This is a genomic window from Rhodococcus sp. 7Tela_A2, assembly GCF_049311045.1.
GTDB lineage: Bacteria > Actinomycetota > Actinomycetes > Mycobacteriales > Mycobacteriaceae > Rhodococcus.
In genome coordinates this window covers 1-16,950 of sequence record NZ_JAXION010000093.1, presented here as the reverse complement: position 1 = coordinate 16,950, position 16,950 = coordinate 1, and the positions used below count along the sequence as shown (strand labels likewise).

The 16,950-nt window shown below is 68.5% G+C and carries 19 protein-coding genes and 2 tRNA genes; 13 read left to right on the top strand and 8 right to left on the bottom strand.

The genetic code is table 11. From position 1 onward, the window contains the following. The 5 genes from mshC to TVH25_RS16255 all read right to left on the bottom strand — a co-directional run. Window positions 1-1,123 (bottom strand): cysteine--1-D-myo-inosityl 2-amino-2-deoxy-alpha-D-glucopyranoside ligase (gene mshC, locus TVH25_RS16275; RefSeq protein ID WP_422424823.1); only part of this gene is annotated, 1,123 nt, incomplete at its 3' end. Window positions 1,124-1,182: 59 nt separating this feature from the next. After that, window positions 1,183-1,992 (bottom strand): SCO1664 family protein, encoded by an 810-nt coding sequence (locus TVH25_RS16270; protein WP_422424821.1) that lies wholly within the window; start codon window positions 1,990-1,992, stop codon window positions 1,183-1,185. 2 nt (window positions 1,993-1,994) lie between these two features. Beyond that, window positions 1,995-2,582 (bottom strand): DUF3090 domain-containing protein, encoded by a 588-nt coding sequence (locus TVH25_RS16265; RefSeq protein ID WP_169622216.1) that lies wholly within the window; start codon window positions 2,580-2,582, stop codon window positions 1,995-1,997. Window positions 2,583-2,627: 45 nt separating this feature from the next. After that, a complete protein-coding gene (locus TVH25_RS16260) occupies window positions 2,628-3,356 on the bottom strand; it encodes a histidine phosphatase family protein (protein WP_296550128.1) in 729 nt (242 codons plus the stop codon). Between the two features lie 63 nt (window positions 3,357-3,419). After that, window positions 3,420-4,265, bottom strand: a complete 846-nt coding sequence (locus TVH25_RS16255; RefSeq protein ID WP_422424827.1) for an undecaprenyl-diphosphate phosphatase — start codon at window positions 4,263-4,265, stop codon at window positions 3,420-3,422. 194 nt (window positions 4,266-4,459) lie between these two features. Here TVH25_RS16255 and TVH25_RS16250 point away from each other — a divergent pair, with 194 nt between their 5' ends. The 8 genes from TVH25_RS16250 to TVH25_RS16215 all read left to right on the top strand — a co-directional run bounded on the left by TVH25_RS16250 (window position 4,460) and on the right by TVH25_RS16215 (window position 11,642). Beyond that, on the top strand, window positions 4,460-5,398 hold the full coding sequence (locus tag TVH25_RS16250; protein ID WP_169622213.1) for an aldo/keto reductase: 939 nt from the start codon (window positions 4,460-4,462) through the stop codon (window positions 5,396-5,398). A gap of 86 nt (window positions 5,399-5,484) precedes the next feature. After that, window positions 5,485-6,150 (top strand): heme oxygenase (biliverdin-producing), encoded by a 666-nt coding sequence (locus TVH25_RS16245; RefSeq protein WP_422424819.1) that lies wholly within the window; start codon window positions 5,485-5,487, stop codon window positions 6,148-6,150. Window positions 6,151-6,152: 2 nt separating this feature from the next. Next, window positions 6,153-7,178, top strand: a complete 1,026-nt coding sequence (locus TVH25_RS16240) for a heme/hemin ABC transporter substrate-binding protein (protein ID WP_422424817.1) — start codon at window positions 6,153-6,155, stop codon at window positions 7,176-7,178. Window positions 7,179-7,273: 95 nt separating this feature from the next. Next, window positions 7,274-8,290 (top strand): FecCD family ABC transporter permease, encoded by a 1,017-nt coding sequence (locus tag TVH25_RS16235; protein WP_422424825.1) that lies wholly within the window; start codon window positions 7,274-7,276, stop codon window positions 8,288-8,290. Continuing rightward, on the top strand, window positions 8,287-9,135 hold the full coding sequence (locus tag TVH25_RS16230) for a heme ABC transporter ATP-binding protein (RefSeq protein WP_422424815.1): 849 nt from the start codon (window positions 8,287-8,289) through the stop codon (window positions 9,133-9,135). The genes TVH25_RS16235 and TVH25_RS16230 overlap by 4 nt, the downstream gene beginning before the upstream one ends. Before the next feature lie 134 nt (window positions 9,136-9,269). Further along, window positions 9,270-10,274 carry a hypothetical protein gene (locus tag TVH25_RS16225; protein ID WP_422424813.1) on the top strand — a complete coding sequence of 335 codons (1,005 nt, stop codon included), beginning with the start codon at window positions 9,270-9,272 and terminating at the stop codon, window positions 10,272-10,274. A gap of 2 nt (window positions 10,275-10,276) precedes the next feature. Next, complete coding sequence (locus TVH25_RS16220) at window positions 10,277-10,531, top strand: DUF5703 family protein (RefSeq protein WP_169622208.1); 255 nt, start codon at window positions 10,277-10,279, stop codon at window positions 10,529-10,531. Between the two features lie 40 nt (window positions 10,532-10,571). Beyond that, the gene (locus tag TVH25_RS16215; RefSeq protein WP_422424811.1) at window positions 10,572-11,642 is read left to right on the top strand and encodes a quinone-dependent dihydroorotate dehydrogenase; all 1,071 of its coding nucleotides are present in this window, start codon (window positions 10,572-10,574) and stop codon (window positions 11,640-11,642) included. A 73-nt stretch (window positions 11,643-11,715) separates the two neighbouring features. On the opposite strand, the gene TVH25_RS16210 is transcribed toward TVH25_RS16215, so the two are convergent. Beyond that, window positions 11,716-12,258, bottom strand: coding sequence for a YbhB/YbcL family Raf kinase inhibitor-like protein (locus TVH25_RS16210; RefSeq protein ID WP_169622206.1), 543 nt, complete (start codon window positions 12,256-12,258; stop codon window positions 11,716-11,718). Between the two features lie 32 nt (window positions 12,259-12,290). Beyond that, on the bottom strand, window positions 12,291-13,643 hold the full coding sequence (locus TVH25_RS16205; protein ID WP_422424810.1) for a M20/M25/M40 family metallo-hydrolase: 1,353 nt from the start codon (window positions 13,641-13,643) through the stop codon (window positions 12,291-12,293). A gap of 118 nt (window positions 13,644-13,761) precedes the next feature. Here TVH25_RS16205 and TVH25_RS16200 point away from each other — a divergent pair. The 3 genes from TVH25_RS16200 (at window position 13,762) to TVH25_RS16190 (ending at window position 15,025) form a co-directional block, all read left to right on the top strand. After that, a tRNA-Leu gene (locus TVH25_RS16200) sits at window positions 13,762-13,847 on the top strand. A 213-nt stretch (window positions 13,848-14,060) separates the two neighbouring features. Beyond that, window positions 14,061-14,146 (top strand) — tRNA-Leu (locus tag TVH25_RS16195). 465 nt (window positions 14,147-14,611) lie between these two features. Continuing rightward, window positions 14,612-15,025, top strand: a complete 414-nt coding sequence (locus TVH25_RS16190) for a LapA family protein (RefSeq protein WP_169621964.1) — start codon at window positions 14,612-14,614, stop codon at window positions 15,023-15,025. Between the two features lie 29 nt (window positions 15,026-15,054). Here TVH25_RS16190 and TVH25_RS16185 read toward each other — a convergent pair whose 3' ends face one another. After that, entirely contained in the window at window positions 15,055-15,999 is a 945-nt protein-coding gene (locus TVH25_RS16185) for a helix-turn-helix transcriptional regulator (protein ID WP_422424809.1), read from the bottom strand. Between the two features lie 94 nt (window positions 16,000-16,093). Here TVH25_RS16185 and TVH25_RS16180 point away from each other — a divergent pair, with 94 nt between their 5' ends. Together TVH25_RS16180 and TVH25_RS16175 are read left to right on the top strand one after the other, a co-directional pair. Continuing rightward, window positions 16,094-16,513 carry a VOC family protein gene (locus tag TVH25_RS16180; RefSeq protein WP_422424808.1) on the top strand — a complete coding sequence of 140 codons (420 nt, stop codon included), beginning with the start codon at window positions 16,094-16,096 and terminating at the stop codon, window positions 16,511-16,513. Between the two features lie 10 nt (window positions 16,514-16,523). Then, window positions 16,524-16,910, top strand: coding sequence for a YdeI/OmpD-associated family protein (locus tag TVH25_RS16175; protein WP_422424807.1), 387 nt, complete (start codon window positions 16,524-16,526; stop codon window positions 16,908-16,910). The last annotated feature ends 40 nt before the right edge of the window (window positions 16,911-16,950 follow it).

Below are 16,950 nucleotides of genomic sequence, written 5' to 3'. Positions count from 1 at the left end.
GGGGGGGGGGGCGGGGCGCGGGGGGGGGGGGGGGGCGCGGCGGGGGGGGGGGGGGGGGGGGGGCGGGGCCCGAGGTCCGGGCCGCCCCCGCGCGCCACCGCGCGCGCCGGGTGTGCGCGTCGGAAAGCACCTCCTCGGTCCAGGCCCGATCGGTGCGGTAGTGCCCGGAGAGCAGCCCGAGGCGGATCGCGGAGGGGTCGACGCCCTGCGCCCGCAGCTTGGAGACGAACACCAGGTTGCCGCGCGACTTGGACATCTTCTCGCCGTCGAGACCGATCATGCCGGTGTGGACGTAGTGCCGCGCGAAACGCCGATCACCGGTGACGGCTTCGGCGTGTGCGGACGAGAACTCGTGGTGCGGGAAGATCAGGTCGCTGCCGCCACCCTGCACGTCGAAACCACTGCCGATGCGGTTGAGGGCGATCGCGGCGCACTCGATGTGCCAGCCCGGGCGGCCGTCACCGAACGGAGACGGCCACGCCGGCTCCCCCGGTCGCTGCGCGCGCCACAGCAGCGCGTCGAGCGGATTGCGCTTGCCCGAACGGTCGGGATCGCCGCCGCGCTCGGCGAAGAACCGCATCATCGTGTCGTGGTCGTACCCGGATTCATAGCCGAATTGCTCGGTGGCGTCCACCCGGAAGTACACGTCGGGGTACTCGGGATCGTCGACCGTGTAGGCGGCGCCCGATGCGACGAGCTTCTCGACGAGTTCGACGACCTCGTTCACCGATTCGACGGCGCCGATGTAGTCACGGGGCGGCAGCACGCGCAGCGCTTCCATGTCTTCCCGGAAGAGCGCGGTCTCCCGCATTCCGAGGACCATCCAGTCCTCGCCGTCGCGCTCCGCGCGTTCGAACAGCGGATCGTCGACGTCGGTGACGTTCTGCACGTAGTGCACGTCGTGTCCGGCGTCGCGCCAGATGCGATTGACGAGGTCGAAGGCCAGGTAGGTGGCTGCGTGCCCGAGGTGGGTGGCGTCGTACGGGGTGATGCCGCAGACGTACATCGTCGCGGTCGCGCCGGGTGTGACGGGGCGCACCGCGCGATCCGCGGTGTCGAACAACCGCAACGGGGGCCCCTCACCGGGGACGGACGGGATCGCGACGTCGGACCAAGACTGCATGGATACGAGAGTAGTGGAGCGGCGCGACGCCCCTGCCGGGGCACCCGGCGGTCAGGATCTCAGAAGGCAGGCCACGGAATCCGGCGCTCGCCGAGCGGCCGGGGCATGACGGGATGCTCGAGGAGGGCCTCGATTCGCCGGCGCAGCGCCTCGACTTCGTCGGCGGTGATGTACTCGCGCAGCACGTCGGCGAATTCACCTTGGAGGCGGCGCGCGAGTTTGTCGAGGTCGGTGAGCAGTGCGGGGTCGATGGGGTCGCCGGCCCACCCCCACAGCACCGTCCGGAGCTTGTCGTCGCGGTGCAGGCAGATGCCGTGGTCGATCCCGTAGACGTTGCCGTCGACACCTTCGAGGGCGTGCCCGCCCTTGCGGTCGGCATTGTTGAGCACGAGATCCAGCACCGCCATCCGGTGCAGGCGCGGGTCGTCGGCATGGATGAGCAGGACGTCGTCACCGTCGAGGTCGCGGGCCCGGAGGATCGGCAGCCATCCCTCGGGCACAGCTCCGGCCGGGTAGAGATCGACCACGTCCAGCCGGTCGGCCGGGCCGTCGGATGGATCGCGGGTGTCGATCCAGCGTTGCACCATCCCCGGGCCGAACGGACCGTCGCGGAGCACCGTGAGCGGGATGACACCCCAGCCGAGCGCCTCACAGATCAGGTACGACGCGACCTCCCTGCCGGCGAGGGTGCCGTCCGGGAAATCCCACAGTGGCCGTTCGCCGCGCACGGGCTTGTAGACGCAGCGGACGACGGTGCCGCCGTAGCTCGCATCGCACACCAGCGTCGCGTTGCTGGCGTGGGCGATCTGACCGATGACGGTGAGTTCACCTTCGGTCAGAACGGTGCGCAGGTCGGCGACGGGGGTCACCGTCAGCTCTCCTCGCCGAACCAGGACGCCGGATCGAAACCGGGAGTACGCAGGTATCCGTTGGTGCGAATGCAGATGTGGCCGTCGCCGCCGATGGGCTCACCACACAGCGGGCACGGCGCGCGGCCTGCCGCGATCACCATGTCCGAGCGCGCGGCGAATTCGCGGGCCTGCACCGGGGTGAGGAACACCCGAACGGCGTCGGGGCCTTCCTCGGTGTCGTCGAGGACAACGGACTCGTCGAGTTCGGTGTCGGTGACGGCAAGCAACTCCACGACCACGGCCCCGGAGTCGGAGTCCCAGCCGAGGCCCATGGTGCCCACGCGGAATTCCGCTTCGATGGGTGTCACCAGCGGATCGATGTCGACGGGCAGTTCATCCGGTACCGCCGTGCCGAACCTGCGGTGCACCTCTTCGAGCAACAGGCCCATCCTGTCGGCCAGGATCTGCACCTGCTGCTTTTCCAGCAGGACGCTCACAATCCGGGACTCGTGCACGGCCTGCAGATAGAACACCCGGTCCCCCGGTTCACCGACGGTGCCGGCGATGAACCGGTCCGGAGTACGAAACACGTGTATCGCGCGAGCCATCGCACCTCCTCGAGTCAACCCACTCTGCCATGCCGGACATTCTCATTATCCGCCCGTATTCCCTTCGGGTTCTCCACCTGCGGATTCGTCGCCGTCGGCAGCACCGCCGGGTACCTCGCCGCCGGGTACCGACTTGGGAGCGGCCGGCCCGGCGAGCCCGGACAGGTCCGAACCGGTGTCGTTGATGCGCAGCACGAACGGTCGCGTATCCGTGTACCGGACGACGGAGATCGACGCGGGTTCCGCGACGATCCGCTGGAATCCGTCGAGGTGGGTGGCGAGCGCATCGGCGAGGATCGACTTGATCACGTCGCCGTGCGTGCAGGCCACCCAGACGACGTCTTTGCCGTGCGCGTCGGCGAGTCGCCGGTCGTGTTCGCGGATCGCCGCGACCGCGCGGGCCTGCACCTGGGCCAGGCCCTCACCGTCGGGGAACACCGCCGCCGACGCGTGCTGCTGAACTACTTTCCACAGCGGCTCCTGCAGCAGATCCTTCAGTGCCCGGCCGGTCCATCCGCCGTAGTCCACCTCCGCGAGCCGATCCTCGACCACCGGGGTCAGTCCGCGGTCGTGGCTCAACGGCTCCACGGTCTGCCGGCACCGGAGCAGCGGCGACCGCACGATCTCGGTGATCTCGAGCCCGGACAGCCGGGTGACGAGATTCTTCGCCTGGATGTGGCCGACCTCGTCGAGTTCGACACCCGGGGTACGGCCGGCCAGAACATGCGAGGTGTTGGCCGTCGATCGTCCGTGGCGCAGCAGGATTACCGTCATGGATCCAGCCTAGAGGCCGCGCCACGCGGCGTCGCCGCAGACAGTCGGCGGGTCACCGGCCGATCACGTCGCAGAGATCACGCCGGTGCCGAGTAGCGCGAGCACCACGACGCCGAGGGCGACGCGGTAACCGACGAACCAGTACATCGAGTGGTTGACGAGGAACCTGAGCAGCCAGGCGATGGCGGCGTAACCGACAGCGAACGCTATGAGGGTAGCGACGAGCAACTGCGGTCCGGATGCGTTGAGTCCCTCTCCGACCGGCTCGAATGCGTCGGGGAGACTGAACAGACCCGACGCGACGACCGCGGGGATCGCGAGCAGGAACGAATAGCGGGCCGCGGCTTCTCGGGTGAGGCCGAGGAACAGGCCCGCCGAGATGGTGCCGCCGGAGCGCGAGACGCCGGGAATCAGCGCCAGTGCCTGCGCCGACCCCATGATCAGACCGTCCTTGAGGGTGAGCTGCTCGACGCCGCGACGCTGCTTGCCGAAGTACTCGGCTGCCGCGATCACGATCGAGAAGACGATGAGCATCGTCGCGACGAGCCAGAGGTTGCGGGCAACCGTGCGGATGTCGTCCTTGAAGACGATGCCGAGGATGCCGATGGGGATGGTGCCGAGAATGACGTACCAACCCATCTTGTAATCGTGGTCGGCGCGCCGCTCCCGGTTCACGAGCCCGCGGAACCAGGCCCGGACGATGCGCCAGATGTCGCGGGCGAAGTACACGAACACCGCGGCTTCGGTGCCGAGCTGGGTCACCGCGGTGAACGATGCTCCGGCGTCCTCCCCGAAGAAGACCTCGGAGACGATGCGCATGTGACCGGACGACGACACGGGAAGAAACTCGGTCAGCCCCTGGACGATTCCGAGCACGATCGTCTGTAGCCAGGTCATCGATTCGCCGATCATGCGGAGACCTCCGTGTGCCCGGCCGAGCAGGAGAGGGCGCGGCGCTGGTTCCTCACTCGCGGAAGGCTACGTGGCAACGGTGCTCTCGGCGCGCCGGAACACCCTCGGTACGCCTCGGCACTAGGCTTGCCACCCGGGGAGCGCGGTGCGGTACCGCACGATCCCGATGCCGGGGAGGTAGTGCGGTCGCTATGGAATACAGGACTGTCGGTTCGAGCGGGTTGCGCGTGTCGCGGCTCGGCTTGGGCACTTTGACGTGGGGTCGCGGCACCGACGGGGACGAGGCGGCGGCGCAGCTGTCGGCTTTCGTCGACGCCGGGGGCACGCTCGTCGATACGTCTCCCGCCTACGGCGACGGGGTGTCGCAGCGCATCCTCGCGGAACTGCTCGACGACGTCGTCCCCCGGGACGAACTCGTATTGTCCGGTAGCTCGGGCATCGACACGACCAAGATCGGGTCCGGGCGCGTCGACTGTTCGCGCGGCGGATTGCTCACCCAGCTCGATACGACGCTGCGGGAACTCGGAACCGACCACCTCGATGTGTGGCAGGTCGCGACGTGGGATCCGCACACTCCGATCGAAGAAGTCGCCTCCGCACTCGAGTTCGCGGTCGCGAGCGGTCGCGTCCGGTATGTCGGGGTGCGCGGTTACCTCGGATGGCAACTGGCGACCGCCGCTGCGGCGGCACGGCGACCGGCCCCGATGGTGTGCACGCAGGTCGAGTATTCGTTGCTCGCGCGCGGCGTCGAGGAGGAACTGGTCCCGGCCGCGGCCCATCACGGTGTCGGGGTGTTCGCGGCGGTGCCCCTGGCCGGCGGGGTGCTGACCGGCAAGTATCGCTCGGGAATGCCGGCGGATTCGCGCGGCGCGGACGAGGTGCACGCCGAAGAAGTACGTCGCTACCTCACCGAATCCGCGGTACGCGTGGTGGACGCGGTGGCAACGGCGGCGGACGGGCTCGGAACGTCGCCGCTCGCGGTGGCGCTGGCGTGGGTCCGGGACCGGCCGCAGGTGGCATCCACTCTGGTGGGCGCGCGCGACCTGGCACAGCTCACCGGGGTGCTCGTGGCCGAAGAGCTCGCGCTGCCGCCGGCAATCGCTGCCGCGCTCGACGATGTGAGCGCATAACCGGCTGCATTGCCCTCGCCGAATCAGCAAAGGTTAGGCTACCCTCTCCGTAGGTAGGATCATTCGGAATGCAGGGAGGTCGGCCCATGGCCGCAATCGAGGTCGCCGGATTCGCCGAGCGCATCAAGATCCATACACAGCAGGCGCACCGGGACACCGAGAACTCCGTGTTCGTCTCCGAACTGCTCGCCGGCACGCTCACCGCCCAAGCCCACGCCGAATTGATCGCGCAGTCGTGGTTCCTCTACGACGCGCTCGAACGCATCGGCCGCACCTACACCGCCGATCCGATCGTCGGGCCGCTGCTCTCGGACGACCTGCTTCGTATCCCTGCCCTCGAAGCCGACCTCGACTTCCTGATCGGCCACGACTGGCGCAGCCGGATCACTCCCCTCCCCGCGACCACCGCGTACGTCCAGCGTCTCGAGCAGGTAGCGGCGTCCTCGCCGGAAGCGTTCGTCGCCCACCATTACCTGCGCTACCTCGGTGACCTGTCCGGCGGACAGATCATCCGCCGGATGCTCGAGCGTGCCTACGGCTACGAACGGGACGGCCTGCGGTTCTACATCTTCGACGCCATCCCCAAGCCCAAGCCGTTCAAGGACGCCTACCGCGCCACCCTGGATGCCGCCCCGCTCGACAGCGACCAGCAGCAGGCAGTGATCGACGAGACAATCCTCGCCTACGGCCTCAACCGTGCGCTGTTCGAGGACCTTGCTGCACGCATCGACCGCTACCGGGTTCAGGCCTGACGATGCTCGTCTCGCCCCGCACGACGCTGACCGTGCTGCTGCTCGTACTCACCACCGCGTTCGCCGGTGCGTGTAGTTCACCCGCCGGAGACGGCCCGTCCAGTTCCGTCGCGACAGGTCACCGCACCGCCGTGGTCGACGACCGCAACCCCCGTCCGATCGGAACCACCCCGTCGCCGACCCTGCCCGCCACCGTGCGCGGTGCCGACGGCGTGGATGTCACCGTCACCGACGTCTCCCGGATCGTCGTGGCCGACCGCTCCGGAACCCTCGCCCAGACCGTGCACTCACTGGGTCTCGGCGGCAACATCGTCGGGCGGTCGACCGCGATTTTCCCTGCCGGCGAACACATTCCCAACGTGACGCCCGGTGGCCACAGCCTCAACACGGAGGCCGTCCTCGCGCTGAACCCGACGGTCGTGCTCACCGACACCTCCATCGGCCCGCTCGCGGTGCAGGAACAGATCCGCGCAACCGGAGTGCCGGTGGTGTTCGTCGACCCCGAGCGCAACCTCGACACCGTCGCCCCCGGCATCGAGATGGTCGCCGCAGCCCTCGGCGTGCCCGAAGCCGGCGCGGCGCTGACCCGGCGCACTCTCGACGAGATCACCGCGGCACGCGACTCCGTCCCGTCCGACCATCCCGATCTCACCGTCGCGTTCCTGTACCTGCGGGGTTCGGCGATCAAAATGCTCGGCGGACCGGGATCGGGCGCAGATGCCCTGGTCGCCGCCGCGGGCGCACGCGACGCCGGCATCCTCGCCGGCCTCGAATCCCAGTTCGTGCCCATCACCAGTGAGGCGATGATCGCGTCCTCACCCGATGTCATCCTGATCATGACGCACAGTCTCGAATCCGTCGGTGGCCCCGACGGTCTCGCAGCCCTTCCGGGCGTGGCGCAAACTCCCGCCGGTAAGACGCAGAACATCGTCGACATGGACGATTCGGTGTTGCTCAGTTTCGGACCCGACACCGGAAAAGTGCTCGGGGCACTCGTCGAAGCGCTGTACCGGACGGATACCGCATGACCGCGGGTCGCCCCGGCGGCCCCCTCAGCGGCACCGCCGACGATCCGGTGGCCCCCGGCGGGACGGTCGAGAAAGCAGGCATCGGACGCACCACGATGGTCTTCGTGGGCCTCGGCGCAGCACTGCTGATCCTCGCTGTCGTGTCCGCATGTCTCGGGCAGGTCCCCACAAGTCCCGCGGAAGTAGTCGGAAGCCTGCTGCACCGCATCGGTCTGGACCTCGGGCCGATGCCCGCACACCCCGCCGGCGAAGTGACACTGTGGGAGGTGCGGTTCCCGCGTGTGGCGCTCGCGATGCTGGTCGGAGCCGCGCTCGGCTGCTCCGGGGCGCTTCTGCAGGGCATCTTCGCCAATCCCCTCGCCGAACCCGGCGTGATCGGGGTGTCCTCCGGAGCCGCGGTGGGCGCGTCCGCGGTCATCGTGCTCGGCGGCGCGTTCACCTCCGGATGGTCACTCGCGTGGGCGGCACTGCTCACCGGTCTGGTCACCACCGCGCTCGTCTACATGCTGTCGCGTTCCGACGGACGTACCGAGGTCGTCACCGTCATCCTCACCGGTGTCGCGGTCAACGCCGTCGCCGGAGGTCTCATCGCCTTCTTCACCTTCGTCGCCGATCCCGCCGCCCGCGACCAGATCGTCTTCTGGCAACTCGGCAGCCTCGGCGGGGCCACCTGGGACACCGTCTCCGTGGTGGCACCCCTGACCCTCGTGGGCGTCGCGGCCGCCGCCGTGCTGGCTCCCAGACTCGACCTCCTCGCGCTCGGCGAAAACGTGGCCCGGCATCTCGGCGTCGACGTCGAACGGGTCCGCCAGATCTCGATCGTCGTGGTGGCGGTGTTGGTCAGCGCCGCAGTCGCCTTCACGGGAATCATCATGTTCGTGGGTCTGGTGGTGCCCCACCTGATGCGCATGCTCCTCGGCCCGGCGCATCGCGTGCTCGTCTGCGCGAGTGTTCTGGCGGGCGCCGTCGTTCTGCTCGCAGCCGACCTGGGCGCGCGCACCCTCGTCGAGAACGCCGACCTGCCACTCGGCATGATCACGGCGCTGATCGGCGGTCCGGCCTTCTTCTGGATGCTGCGCCGCACCCGCGCCCAACAAGGAGGCTGGGCATGAGCCGGCTGCTGCACCGACGCGAGGACCGCGCGGTACCGGCACGATCCGGGCCCGGCACCACCACCGTGCGCGCCACCGGGGTACAGCTGAGCCGGGGCACCCGGGAGATCCTCCGCGGCGTCGACCTCGAGGTGCGGGTCGGTGAGGTGCTCGCGCTCGTCGGCCCCAACGGTGCCGGCAAATCCACCCTGCTCGCCGCACTGACCGGTGACCTCCCGATCAGCGGCGGACGCATCGAGGTCGACGGACGACCGCTCGCCGACTGGTCTCCCCTGGCGCTTGCCCGCAGGCGCGCGGTGCTGCCGCAGCACCACGCCGTCGGTTTCCCGTTCACCGCCCGGCAGGTGGTGCGCATGGGACGTGCGGCATGGTCGCGCACCCCGCGGCAGGACGACGACGACCGGATCGTCGCGGACGCCTTCGCCACCTGCGACGTCACGCACCTCGCCGACCGGCCCTTTCCTGCGCTCTCGGGCGGCGAACGGGCCCGGGTCGCGCTCGCGCGGGTACTCGCGCAGGACACCGAAACGCTGTTGCTCGACGAACCCACCGCAGCCCTCGACATCGGCCATCAGGAATCGGTGATGCAGGTCGTTCGGGATCGCGCCGACCGAGGCCACGCTGTCGTCGTAGTCCTGCACGACCTCGGCCTGGCGGCCGCCTACGCAGACCGGATCTGCGTGCTCGAGAACGGCCGGATCGCGGCCCACGGCCCACCCGCCGCGGTCCTGACCGAAGACCTCCTGGCCAGGGTCTACAACTATCAGGTGCGCGTGACGCAGCACCCGGAAACCGGGACTCCGCTCGTGCTCCCGCGGCGCGGCAGCACATCCTCCACGATGTGAGCCGGGCGTCACAGGCACCGCGATCGCCCCGAGCCGGGTGCGGCGAGGCAACGGCGATCAGGAACACTGGAAGCTACGCGCCGCCGCGGAACGGGTCGGCGCGTGAAGCGACGCGACGACGAGGAGCGAGAACGATGGGCAGACCGGGTATCCGTGGGACCGCGCTGGTGTGGGGAGTCGCGGTGGCGGTACTCGCCGGCTGCTCGTCGGAGAACGCGTCCGACACTCTCCAGACCATCGAACCCGCCACCCCCGCGTCCGCCCCCAGCGTGGCACCCGAGGCCGCCGGCAACGTTCGCCCGTTCGACTACCGGGTCGATGCCCTGACCGTCCAGCCCGACACCGGCACGCTGGTCGCCCTCGCCGACGACGGAACCCGTCTGCTTCTCCTCGACGACGGCGCCGCCGAACCCCGCGTCGTGGACCTTCCGGCCGAGGCGGCCACCGTGGTCGCCGGACGTGACGGCACCGTGCTCGCACCCGGGTCCGGCGTCGTGGCGCAGGTCGACACCACCGACGGTGCGGTCACCGAAGTTTCCGTCGACGCGGACGCTCTCTCGGCTGCGGTCCTGACCGACGGGCGGTGGGCGGTGGGCACGGCCGACGGCCGGGTCCTGGTCGTCGCGCCGGGCACCGGCGAGGTCGAAGAGACCATCTCGGGACTCGCCTCGACCGACCTGATCGCCGTCAGCGGCGACTCGGTCGCCGCTCTCGACCGCAGGCAGACCTCGCTCACCTCGGTCGATATCGAGGACGCGCATCTGGGTGCGGCATTGCGGGCCGGACGCGGCGCGACCCAGCTGGCCACCGATCCGTACGGGCGCGTGCTCGTCACCGATACGACCGGCGAGGAACTGCTCGTCTACACCATCGACTCGCTCATCCTGCGGCAGCGCTACCCCGTCGGCCCCGCTCCGTACGCTGTTACCTACGACGAACAGCGTGATCTGGTATGGGTGACGTTGACCGGAAGCAACGAGGTGGTGGGCTACGATCTGTCGACCGGGACCGCGGAGGAACGCCATCGTTTCGCGACCGTGCGACAGCCGAATTCGGTTGCCGTCGACCCGGCTGATGGGACGCTGGTGATCGCCTCGGCGACCGGCGACGGACTGCAGAGGATCCCGATCGAAGGGTAGAGATGGCAAACGAGCGATTCAGCCGGTTCACCCGACTCCCCGTCGACTGGGACACCAGTAACGACGAATACGAATACGCACCGCTGCGGCTCCCGCGCGACGTGTCGCGGGTGAGTGCGTCGCTTCGCCTGGCGATCTCCGCCGAGTTCCACGGCTGGGAGTTGACGCGCCTGCGGCTCTATCCCGACGGCAGTCGCCGGGTGTTGCTGCGTCGCCGCAAGACCGGCCAACCTGTTCCCCACCCCACTGTCCGCTGATCCGAACCCCGGCCGCCGCCGGGCCCGCAGGGAGTTGTCCGTGTACCGCTTGCTTCTTCGGCTGATGTTCCTTCTCCCCCCGGAACGTGCGCACCACCTCGCGTTCTTCGCGATGCGTCTGGTGACGCGGTTCGCGCCCACCCGGGCACTCGTCTCGAAGGTTCTCGTCACCGACGACCCGATCCTGCGCAACACCGTCGCAGGGGTGGACTTCCCGGCGCCGCTCGGGCTCGCTGCCGGTTTCGACAAGGACGCCACGGGTGTGGACGTATGGGGTCCGCTGGGCTTCGGATTCGCTGAAATCGGCACTGTCACCGCGCAGGCACAACCCGGCAATCCGGCGCCCCGGCTCTTCCGGCTCCCCGCGGACCGTGCGCTGGTCAACCGAATGGGCTTCAACAACCACGGCGCAGGTGAGGCCGCCAACCGGCTCCGGCAGCGCCGCCGCACCGTCCCGATCGGCGCAAACATCGGCAAGACGAAGGTCGTGCCCGCAGAGGACGCGACCGCCGACTACACCGAGAGCGCGCGCCTGCTCGGGCCACTCGCCGACTTCCTCGTCGTCAACGTCTCGTCCCCGAACACTCCCGGACTTCGCGACCTGCAGGCCGTCGCGTCCCTGCGCCCACTGCTCGCTGCCGTCCTCGAGACCGTGACGGTGCCGGTGTTCGTGAAGATCGCGCCGGACCTGTCGGACGACGACATCGACGCCGTCGCCGATCTCGCGCTCGAACTGGGACTTGCCGGCATCGTCGCCACCAATACCACCATCCGCCGCGACGGTCTCCGCACCGACCAGGCGCGCATCGACGAGATCGGCGCCGGCGGTCTGTCGGGCCCCCCGGTGGCGGCTCGCTCGCTCGAGGTTCTGCAACGGCTCCACCATCGCGTCGGTGACCGTCTCGTGATCGTGTCCGTCGGCGGCATCGAAACCGCGGAGCAGGCGTGGGAACGCATCCTCGCGGGAGCCTCACTGGTGCAGGGCTACACCGGGTTCATCTACGGCGGCGGCCTGTGGGCACGCCGCATCAACAAAGGCATCGCGCGCAAACTGCGCGCCCACGGCTACCGGTCGATCGCCGATGCCGTCGGCGCCGGAGCCCGGGTGTAGCCCCCGGCGGAACCGTCACGGCGGGTGACATCGCAGCACATCACGTGCCTCGATGTCACCCGCCGTTGTAGATCTAGGCGACCTCGTAGGTCCCGGTGAGAAGTCCGCGCGCGATGGCGTGGCCGAAGACGTTGAAGCCGAGGAACGCCGGGCTCGAATCGGCCGTGACACCATCGAGAACGTCGACGTCGAGTGCGTGCACCGCGACGATGTAGCGGTGGTAGCCGTGACCCGCCGGAGGCGCAGCGCCGATGAATCCGTGCGCGCCGCCGTCGTGACGGAGCGTCACGGCGGACTCGGGCAGACCCGGCGCTCCGGGAGTCCCGGCGCCCGTGGGCAACTCGGTGACAGTGACCGGAATGTTCGCGACAGCCCAATGCCAGAATCCCGAACCGGTGGGTGCATCCGGGTCGAACACTGTGACGACGAAACTCTTGGTCTCCGCCGGAAATCCGGACCAGGACAGCTGCGGCGAGACGTCACCGCCGCCGGGGATCCCGAACGCTCCGCTCGCCTGAGGAAGTTTCCATTCCTCACCCTCGGCGAAGTCTTCGCTGGTGACCTCGAACGTCGGCAACGCGGGCAGGAACTTGTACGGGTCGTAATCGAAGGCCATACCGGTCCTTTCGTGATCGGGATACAACTGGGTCAGGCGTGCATGAGGAAGTGTTCCATGACGCGGGTACCGAAGTGCAGTGCGTCGACGGGGACACGCTCGTCCACCCCGTGGAACAGAGCAGCGAAGTCCAGTTCGGGCGGCAACTGCAGAGGCGCGAAGCCGAAGCACCGGATACCCAGTCGCGCGAACGCCTTCGCGTCGGTTCCGGCGGAGAGCATGTACGGCACGGTGCGCCCGATGGGGTCGTGCGCGAGGATCGCAGCGTTCATCGCGTCCACGAGATCGCCGTCGAAGGTGGTTTCGTACGACTCGAGGCTCGTGATCCATTCTCGCGTGACGTTCGGCCCGATCAATTCGTCCACGGTGCGTTCGAATTCGGCGAGGCGGCCGGGGAGAATTCGGCAGTCGACCATCGCATGCGCGGTCCGGGGGATCACGTTGGCCTTGTAACCCGCGTCCAGCATGGTCGGGTTTGCCGTGTCGCGCAGGGTCGCGCCGACGATCCGGGCGATCGACCCGAGCTTCGCGAGGGTGCCGTCGAGGTCCGGGGACGACGGATCGAGGTCGAGTCCGGTCTCCTCCCCCACCACAGCCAGGAACTCCGCGACCGAATCGTTGACGACGAGCGGGAACGTGTGGGATCCCAGTCGGGCGACGGCTTGCGAGAGGACGGTGACGGCGTTGTCCTCGTGGAGGAACGAACCGTGGCCCGCGACACCGGTTGCGGTCAGCCGCAGCCAGCCCATTCCCTTCTCTGCCGTCTCGACCATGTAGAGGCGGCGTTCGCTGCCGTCGGGACGCGGGACGGTGAGCGAGAAGCCGCCCACTTCCCCGACGGCCTCGGTGACGCCGTCGAACAGGTCGGGCCGGTGTTCGACGAGCCACTGCGACCCGTACTTGCCGCCGGCCTCCTCGTCGGCGAGGAAGGCGAACACGAGATCGCGGGGAGGAACGATGTTCTCGGCTTTGAAGTACCGCGCGACCGCGATCATCATGCCGACCATGTCTTTCATGTCGACCGCGCCGCGCCCCCAGACGTAGCCGTTCTCCACGGCACCGGAGAACGGGTGCACGCTCCAGTCGGCGGGTTCGGCCGGCACGACGTCGAGGTGCCCGTGCAGCAGCAGCGCACCGCGGGCAGGGTCGGCGCCCGCGAGACGAGCGAAGACGTTGCCGCGACCCGGCGCACCGGACTCGACGTAGACGGTCTCGTACCCCACCTCTTCGAGCAGCGAGGCCACCCATTCGGCACACTCGCGCTCGCCGCGGGTGGTCGCGGGATCGCCGGTGTTGGACGTGTCGAAACGGATCAACCGGGAGACGAGGTCGACGACCTCCGACTCTGCCCGGGAGGGACGGTGAGCACTCGGATGTGTGGCCATGCATGCATGTCTACCATTGCCCCGGTCCTGGATCAGTGCAGGTGAGGGTGCCGATTTGGGGCGGGCGCCTCGGTGGGATAGTCTTTCACAGCACCCGCCGGAGCGGGCGCAAGCATGAGTCCGAGTGGCGGAATGGCAGACGCGCTAGCTTGAGGTGCTAGTGTCCTATTAACGGACGTGGGGGTTCAAGTCCCCCCTCGGACACTCTGCGTTGAGACAGACGATGAAGGCCCCGAACCGCAAGGGTTCGGGGCCTTTGTCGTGGGGCCAGCAGCTCCCGGTTCGTGGCTCCCGATCGGCCCCGACGGCCGTTCCTCCGCGATGTCGAGGCGTTTTGGGAATCGGCCCCGGCATGCGCTACTGTTTCTTCAGCGCCCGCGGGAGCGGGTGCTACCGGCATGTCCCTCGTGGACGTCGGTCCGAGTGGCGGAATGGCAGACGCGCTAGCTTGAGGTGCTAGTGTCCTATTAACGGACGTGGGGGTTCAAGTCCCCCCTCGGACACTCCCGGCAGTTCCACGAACTGCAACCACACGAGGTCACGAACTCGAAAGAGATTGTGGCCTCGTTTTTCGTATGTCCGCACCCGAATGCCTCGCACGAATCCGACCGCATGTCGTCGCCTTCATCGTCCTTCACTCCTCTGACTGCGCAGCGATCGTCCGGCTCGGTACCCCCACGCACAGCTGACAGCCGGACACGCTCCCAGTCTGGGCGTGAGCACCGTTCGGCGAGCTCGGGAGCGCATCCGTTTCCGGCCGGATCGCCGAGCGCCGGCGAGACCGCCGGAATCCCGGCCCGCTCCGTGAGGGGGTTTTGGGGTTTGGATTCTGCATTTCTAGGGTTTCCGTATGGTGCGGTATTTCATTTCTCGCTCAGTCGGTTGCCGAGTTCGGTCGGAAGTTGACGTCAAGGCACATGCCCGCCCGGAATCGGAGTAATCGGAGCGGTGCAGGGGTACCCGACGACATGTCAACCAGCTCTCGAGGCCCAGGCGAGTCGAATCCCGACTACTCCCCCTCCCCGCAGCGCAGCGGCGCCTCCGTCCCTTCGTCGGGCACAACGCCGGACCCCGACTCCCCCGGTGATCTGCACCCCGACCTCGAACGGCGTAAAGGCATCAGGCACACCCGGACCGGTGCTCTCTGGAGTGCACTGCTGGCCGGCATCCTGATCTTGCTGTTGCTGTTGGTGTTCATCCTGCAGAACCTCGACAGCATCACGCTCGAACTGTTCGGGTGGGACTTCTCGCTGCCGCTGGGTGTGGCACTACTGTTCGCCGCGATCGCCGGAGCGGTGATCGTCGGACTCACCGGGGGCCTGCGGATCCTGCAGCTTCGGCACGCAGCCAACCGGCAGCGCACACTCACCACTGGACAGTAGGACGTAGACGAGTACGGCGGCCGAGAGGATCAGCCGCCGTACCGCTGCGTGAGTTCGGCCCCGATCCGCGCGAGTTCACGCTGCACGGTGTCAGGAGCGAGCACCTCGACCGCCCCACCCCAACCGGCCAGATTGCGAGCGATGTCCCGAGGGGTGGGTGCAGCGATCCGGACCCGGCTGCGCCCGTCGTCACACTCGGCGTCGACGTGGCAGTGGCGACCGAAGTGGTCACGCAGGATCGGGACGTAGCGGGTCTCGATGAGGACGGTCGCCCACGTGCCGGAACGCTTCTGCTCGACCTCGCCTACCACCTCGTTCCACGCCCGGTCGAGCGCGAAGTCGTCGGGACGTTCTGCGATCTCCTCGGTTGCTTCGACCTCGGCGATCCGATCGACGCGAAAGGTGCGCTGCCCACGCTCGGTGCCCGCGATCAGGTACCAGGTCTCGTCCTTGTCGACGAGGCCCCACGGAGCGACCGAGCGCACCGAGCGGTCCCCCAGCGCGTTGGTGTAGGTGAGTCGCACCTTCCGGCGACGCACCACGGCATTCTGCAAGAGGTCGACGGTGTGCGGCCGCGGCCGGTCGAGCCGGCTCCACCCCGTGCGGTCACTCATGACGGCACCGGCAGCCGCTTCCGCGTCGGCCCGAAAGGTCTGAGGAAGGGCGCGGACGAGCTTGCGCAGCGCGGTCCTGGCCTCCCCCGAGATCGCGCCCGACGGACCGACCAGCAGAAACAGTGCCTGCGTCTCGATGGCCGACAAGCCACTCAGGTCCGTGCGGGCGCCGCCGACCAGTGCCCAGCCACCACCACGCCCGGGTTGCGGGTAGACCGGAATCCCGGCGATCGACAGCGCTTCGAGGTCACGTCGGGCCGTCGCCACCGACACCTCGAGTTCGTCGGCGAGCTGCCCGGCGGTCACCCGCCCCCGCTGCTGGAGAAACAGCAGGGCCGCGACGAGCCGGTCTGCGCGCATGGCCCCAACTATCCCCGTAAAAGTGCTCAGTTGATGAGCACTTCGAGGAGAAGAGTGGATCTCACCGGAAAGAAACGAGAAAGGAACTGCTGCCATGCTGCGAGGACTGACCACCACCAATTTCGTCGTCGACGACCTCGACTCTGCCGTGAGCTGGTACAGCGAACTGCTGGGCATCGAGCCCTACTTCGTCCGTGAAGCAGAGGGGACGACGGCGTACGCAGAATTCCGCATCGGCGACTTCCAGCACGAACTCGGATTCGTCGACCGCCGGTTCACCCCTCCGGGCCGGGGCAGCACGGAACTCGGCTCGGCGCTGACCTACTGGGCCGTCGACGACGTCGAGGCGGCATACGAACGCTTGCTGTCGATGGGGGCCACGCCGCATGAGGACGTGACCGAACGCGGACCGGGGTTCGTCACCGCGTCGGTCGTCGATCCGTTCGGCAACGCGCTCGGCGTGATGTACAACCAGCACTATCTCGACATCGTCGAGTCGACGAAGGGCTCCTGACATGGATGTCGTGGCGAGCAACGCTGAGGAATGGCGCGCATGGCTGGACACCCACGGCCGGTCCGAGACCGAAGTGTGGTTGATCATCGCGCACAAAGGCAGCGGAAGGCCGAGCCTGCGCTATCACGAGGCGGTCGAGCACGCACTCTGCTACGGCTGGATCGACGGTCTGCACCGCAAACACGACGCCCACAGCTCGCGGCTCCGGTTCAGCCCCCGGCGGCCGAGGAGCACGTGGAGTGCGCTGAACCGGGAACGCGCCGAGCGGATGGTCGCGCAGGGCCTGATGACCGAGGCGGGGCACACAGCGATCGACCTCGCCAAAACGCGGGGCACCTGGCAGCCGAAGCCCCCCGATTCGCGCGAAGGGGCGCAGGTCCGGGACCGGCGCCGCTGAGTCGGATATCGGACGAGTGAGGCCCCGAACCATGTCGGTT

Bases quoted from the DNA above. Each gene is read 5' to 3' on its own strand.
- TVH25_RS16265 (WP_169622216.1), bottom strand. From the start codon at position 2,582: ATGGCTCGCGCGATACACGTGTTTCGTACTCCGGACCGGTTCATCGCC.
- TVH25_RS16260 (WP_296550128.1), bottom strand. From the start codon at position 3,356: ATGACGGTAATCCTGCTGCGCCACGGACGATCGACGGCCAACACCTCG.
- TVH25_RS16250 (WP_169622213.1), top strand. From the start codon at position 4,460: ATGGAATACAGGACTGTCGGTTCGAGCGGGTTGCGCGTGTCGCGGCTC.
- TVH25_RS16245 (WP_422424819.1), top strand. From the start codon at position 5,485: ATGGCCGCAATCGAGGTCGCCGGATTCGCCGAGCGCATCAAGATCCAT.
- TVH25_RS16240 (WP_422424817.1), top strand. From the start codon at position 6,153: ATGCTCGTCTCGCCCCGCACGACGCTGACCGTGCTGCTGCTCGTACTC.
- TVH25_RS16235 (WP_422424825.1), top strand. From the start codon at position 7,274: ATGGTCTTCGTGGGCCTCGGCGCAGCACTGCTGATCCTCGCTGTCGTG.
- TVH25_RS16230 (WP_422424815.1), top strand. From the start codon at position 8,287: ATGAGCCGGCTGCTGCACCGACGCGAGGACCGCGCGGTACCGGCACGA.
- TVH25_RS16225 (WP_422424813.1), top strand. From the start codon at position 9,270: ATGGGCAGACCGGGTATCCGTGGGACCGCGCTGGTGTGGGGAGTCGCG.
- TVH25_RS16220 (WP_169622208.1), top strand. From the start codon at position 10,277: ATGGCAAACGAGCGATTCAGCCGGTTCACCCGACTCCCCGTCGACTGG.
- TVH25_RS16210 (WP_169622206.1), bottom strand. From the start codon at position 12,258: ATGGCCTTCGATTACGACCCGTACAAGTTCCTGCCCGCGTTGCCGACG.
- TVH25_RS16205 (WP_422424810.1), bottom strand. From the start codon at position 13,643: ATGGCCACACATCCGAGTGCTCACCGTCCCTCCCGGGCAGAGTCGGAG.
- TVH25_RS16190 (WP_169621964.1), top strand. From the start codon at position 14,612: ATGTCAACCAGCTCTCGAGGCCCAGGCGAGTCGAATCCCGACTACTCC.
- TVH25_RS16185 (WP_422424809.1), bottom strand. From the start codon at position 15,999: ATGCGCGCAGACCGGCTCGTCGCGGCCCTGCTGTTTCTCCAGCAGCGG.
- TVH25_RS16180 (WP_422424808.1), top strand. From the start codon at position 16,094: ATGCTGCGAGGACTGACCACCACCAATTTCGTCGTCGACGACCTCGAC.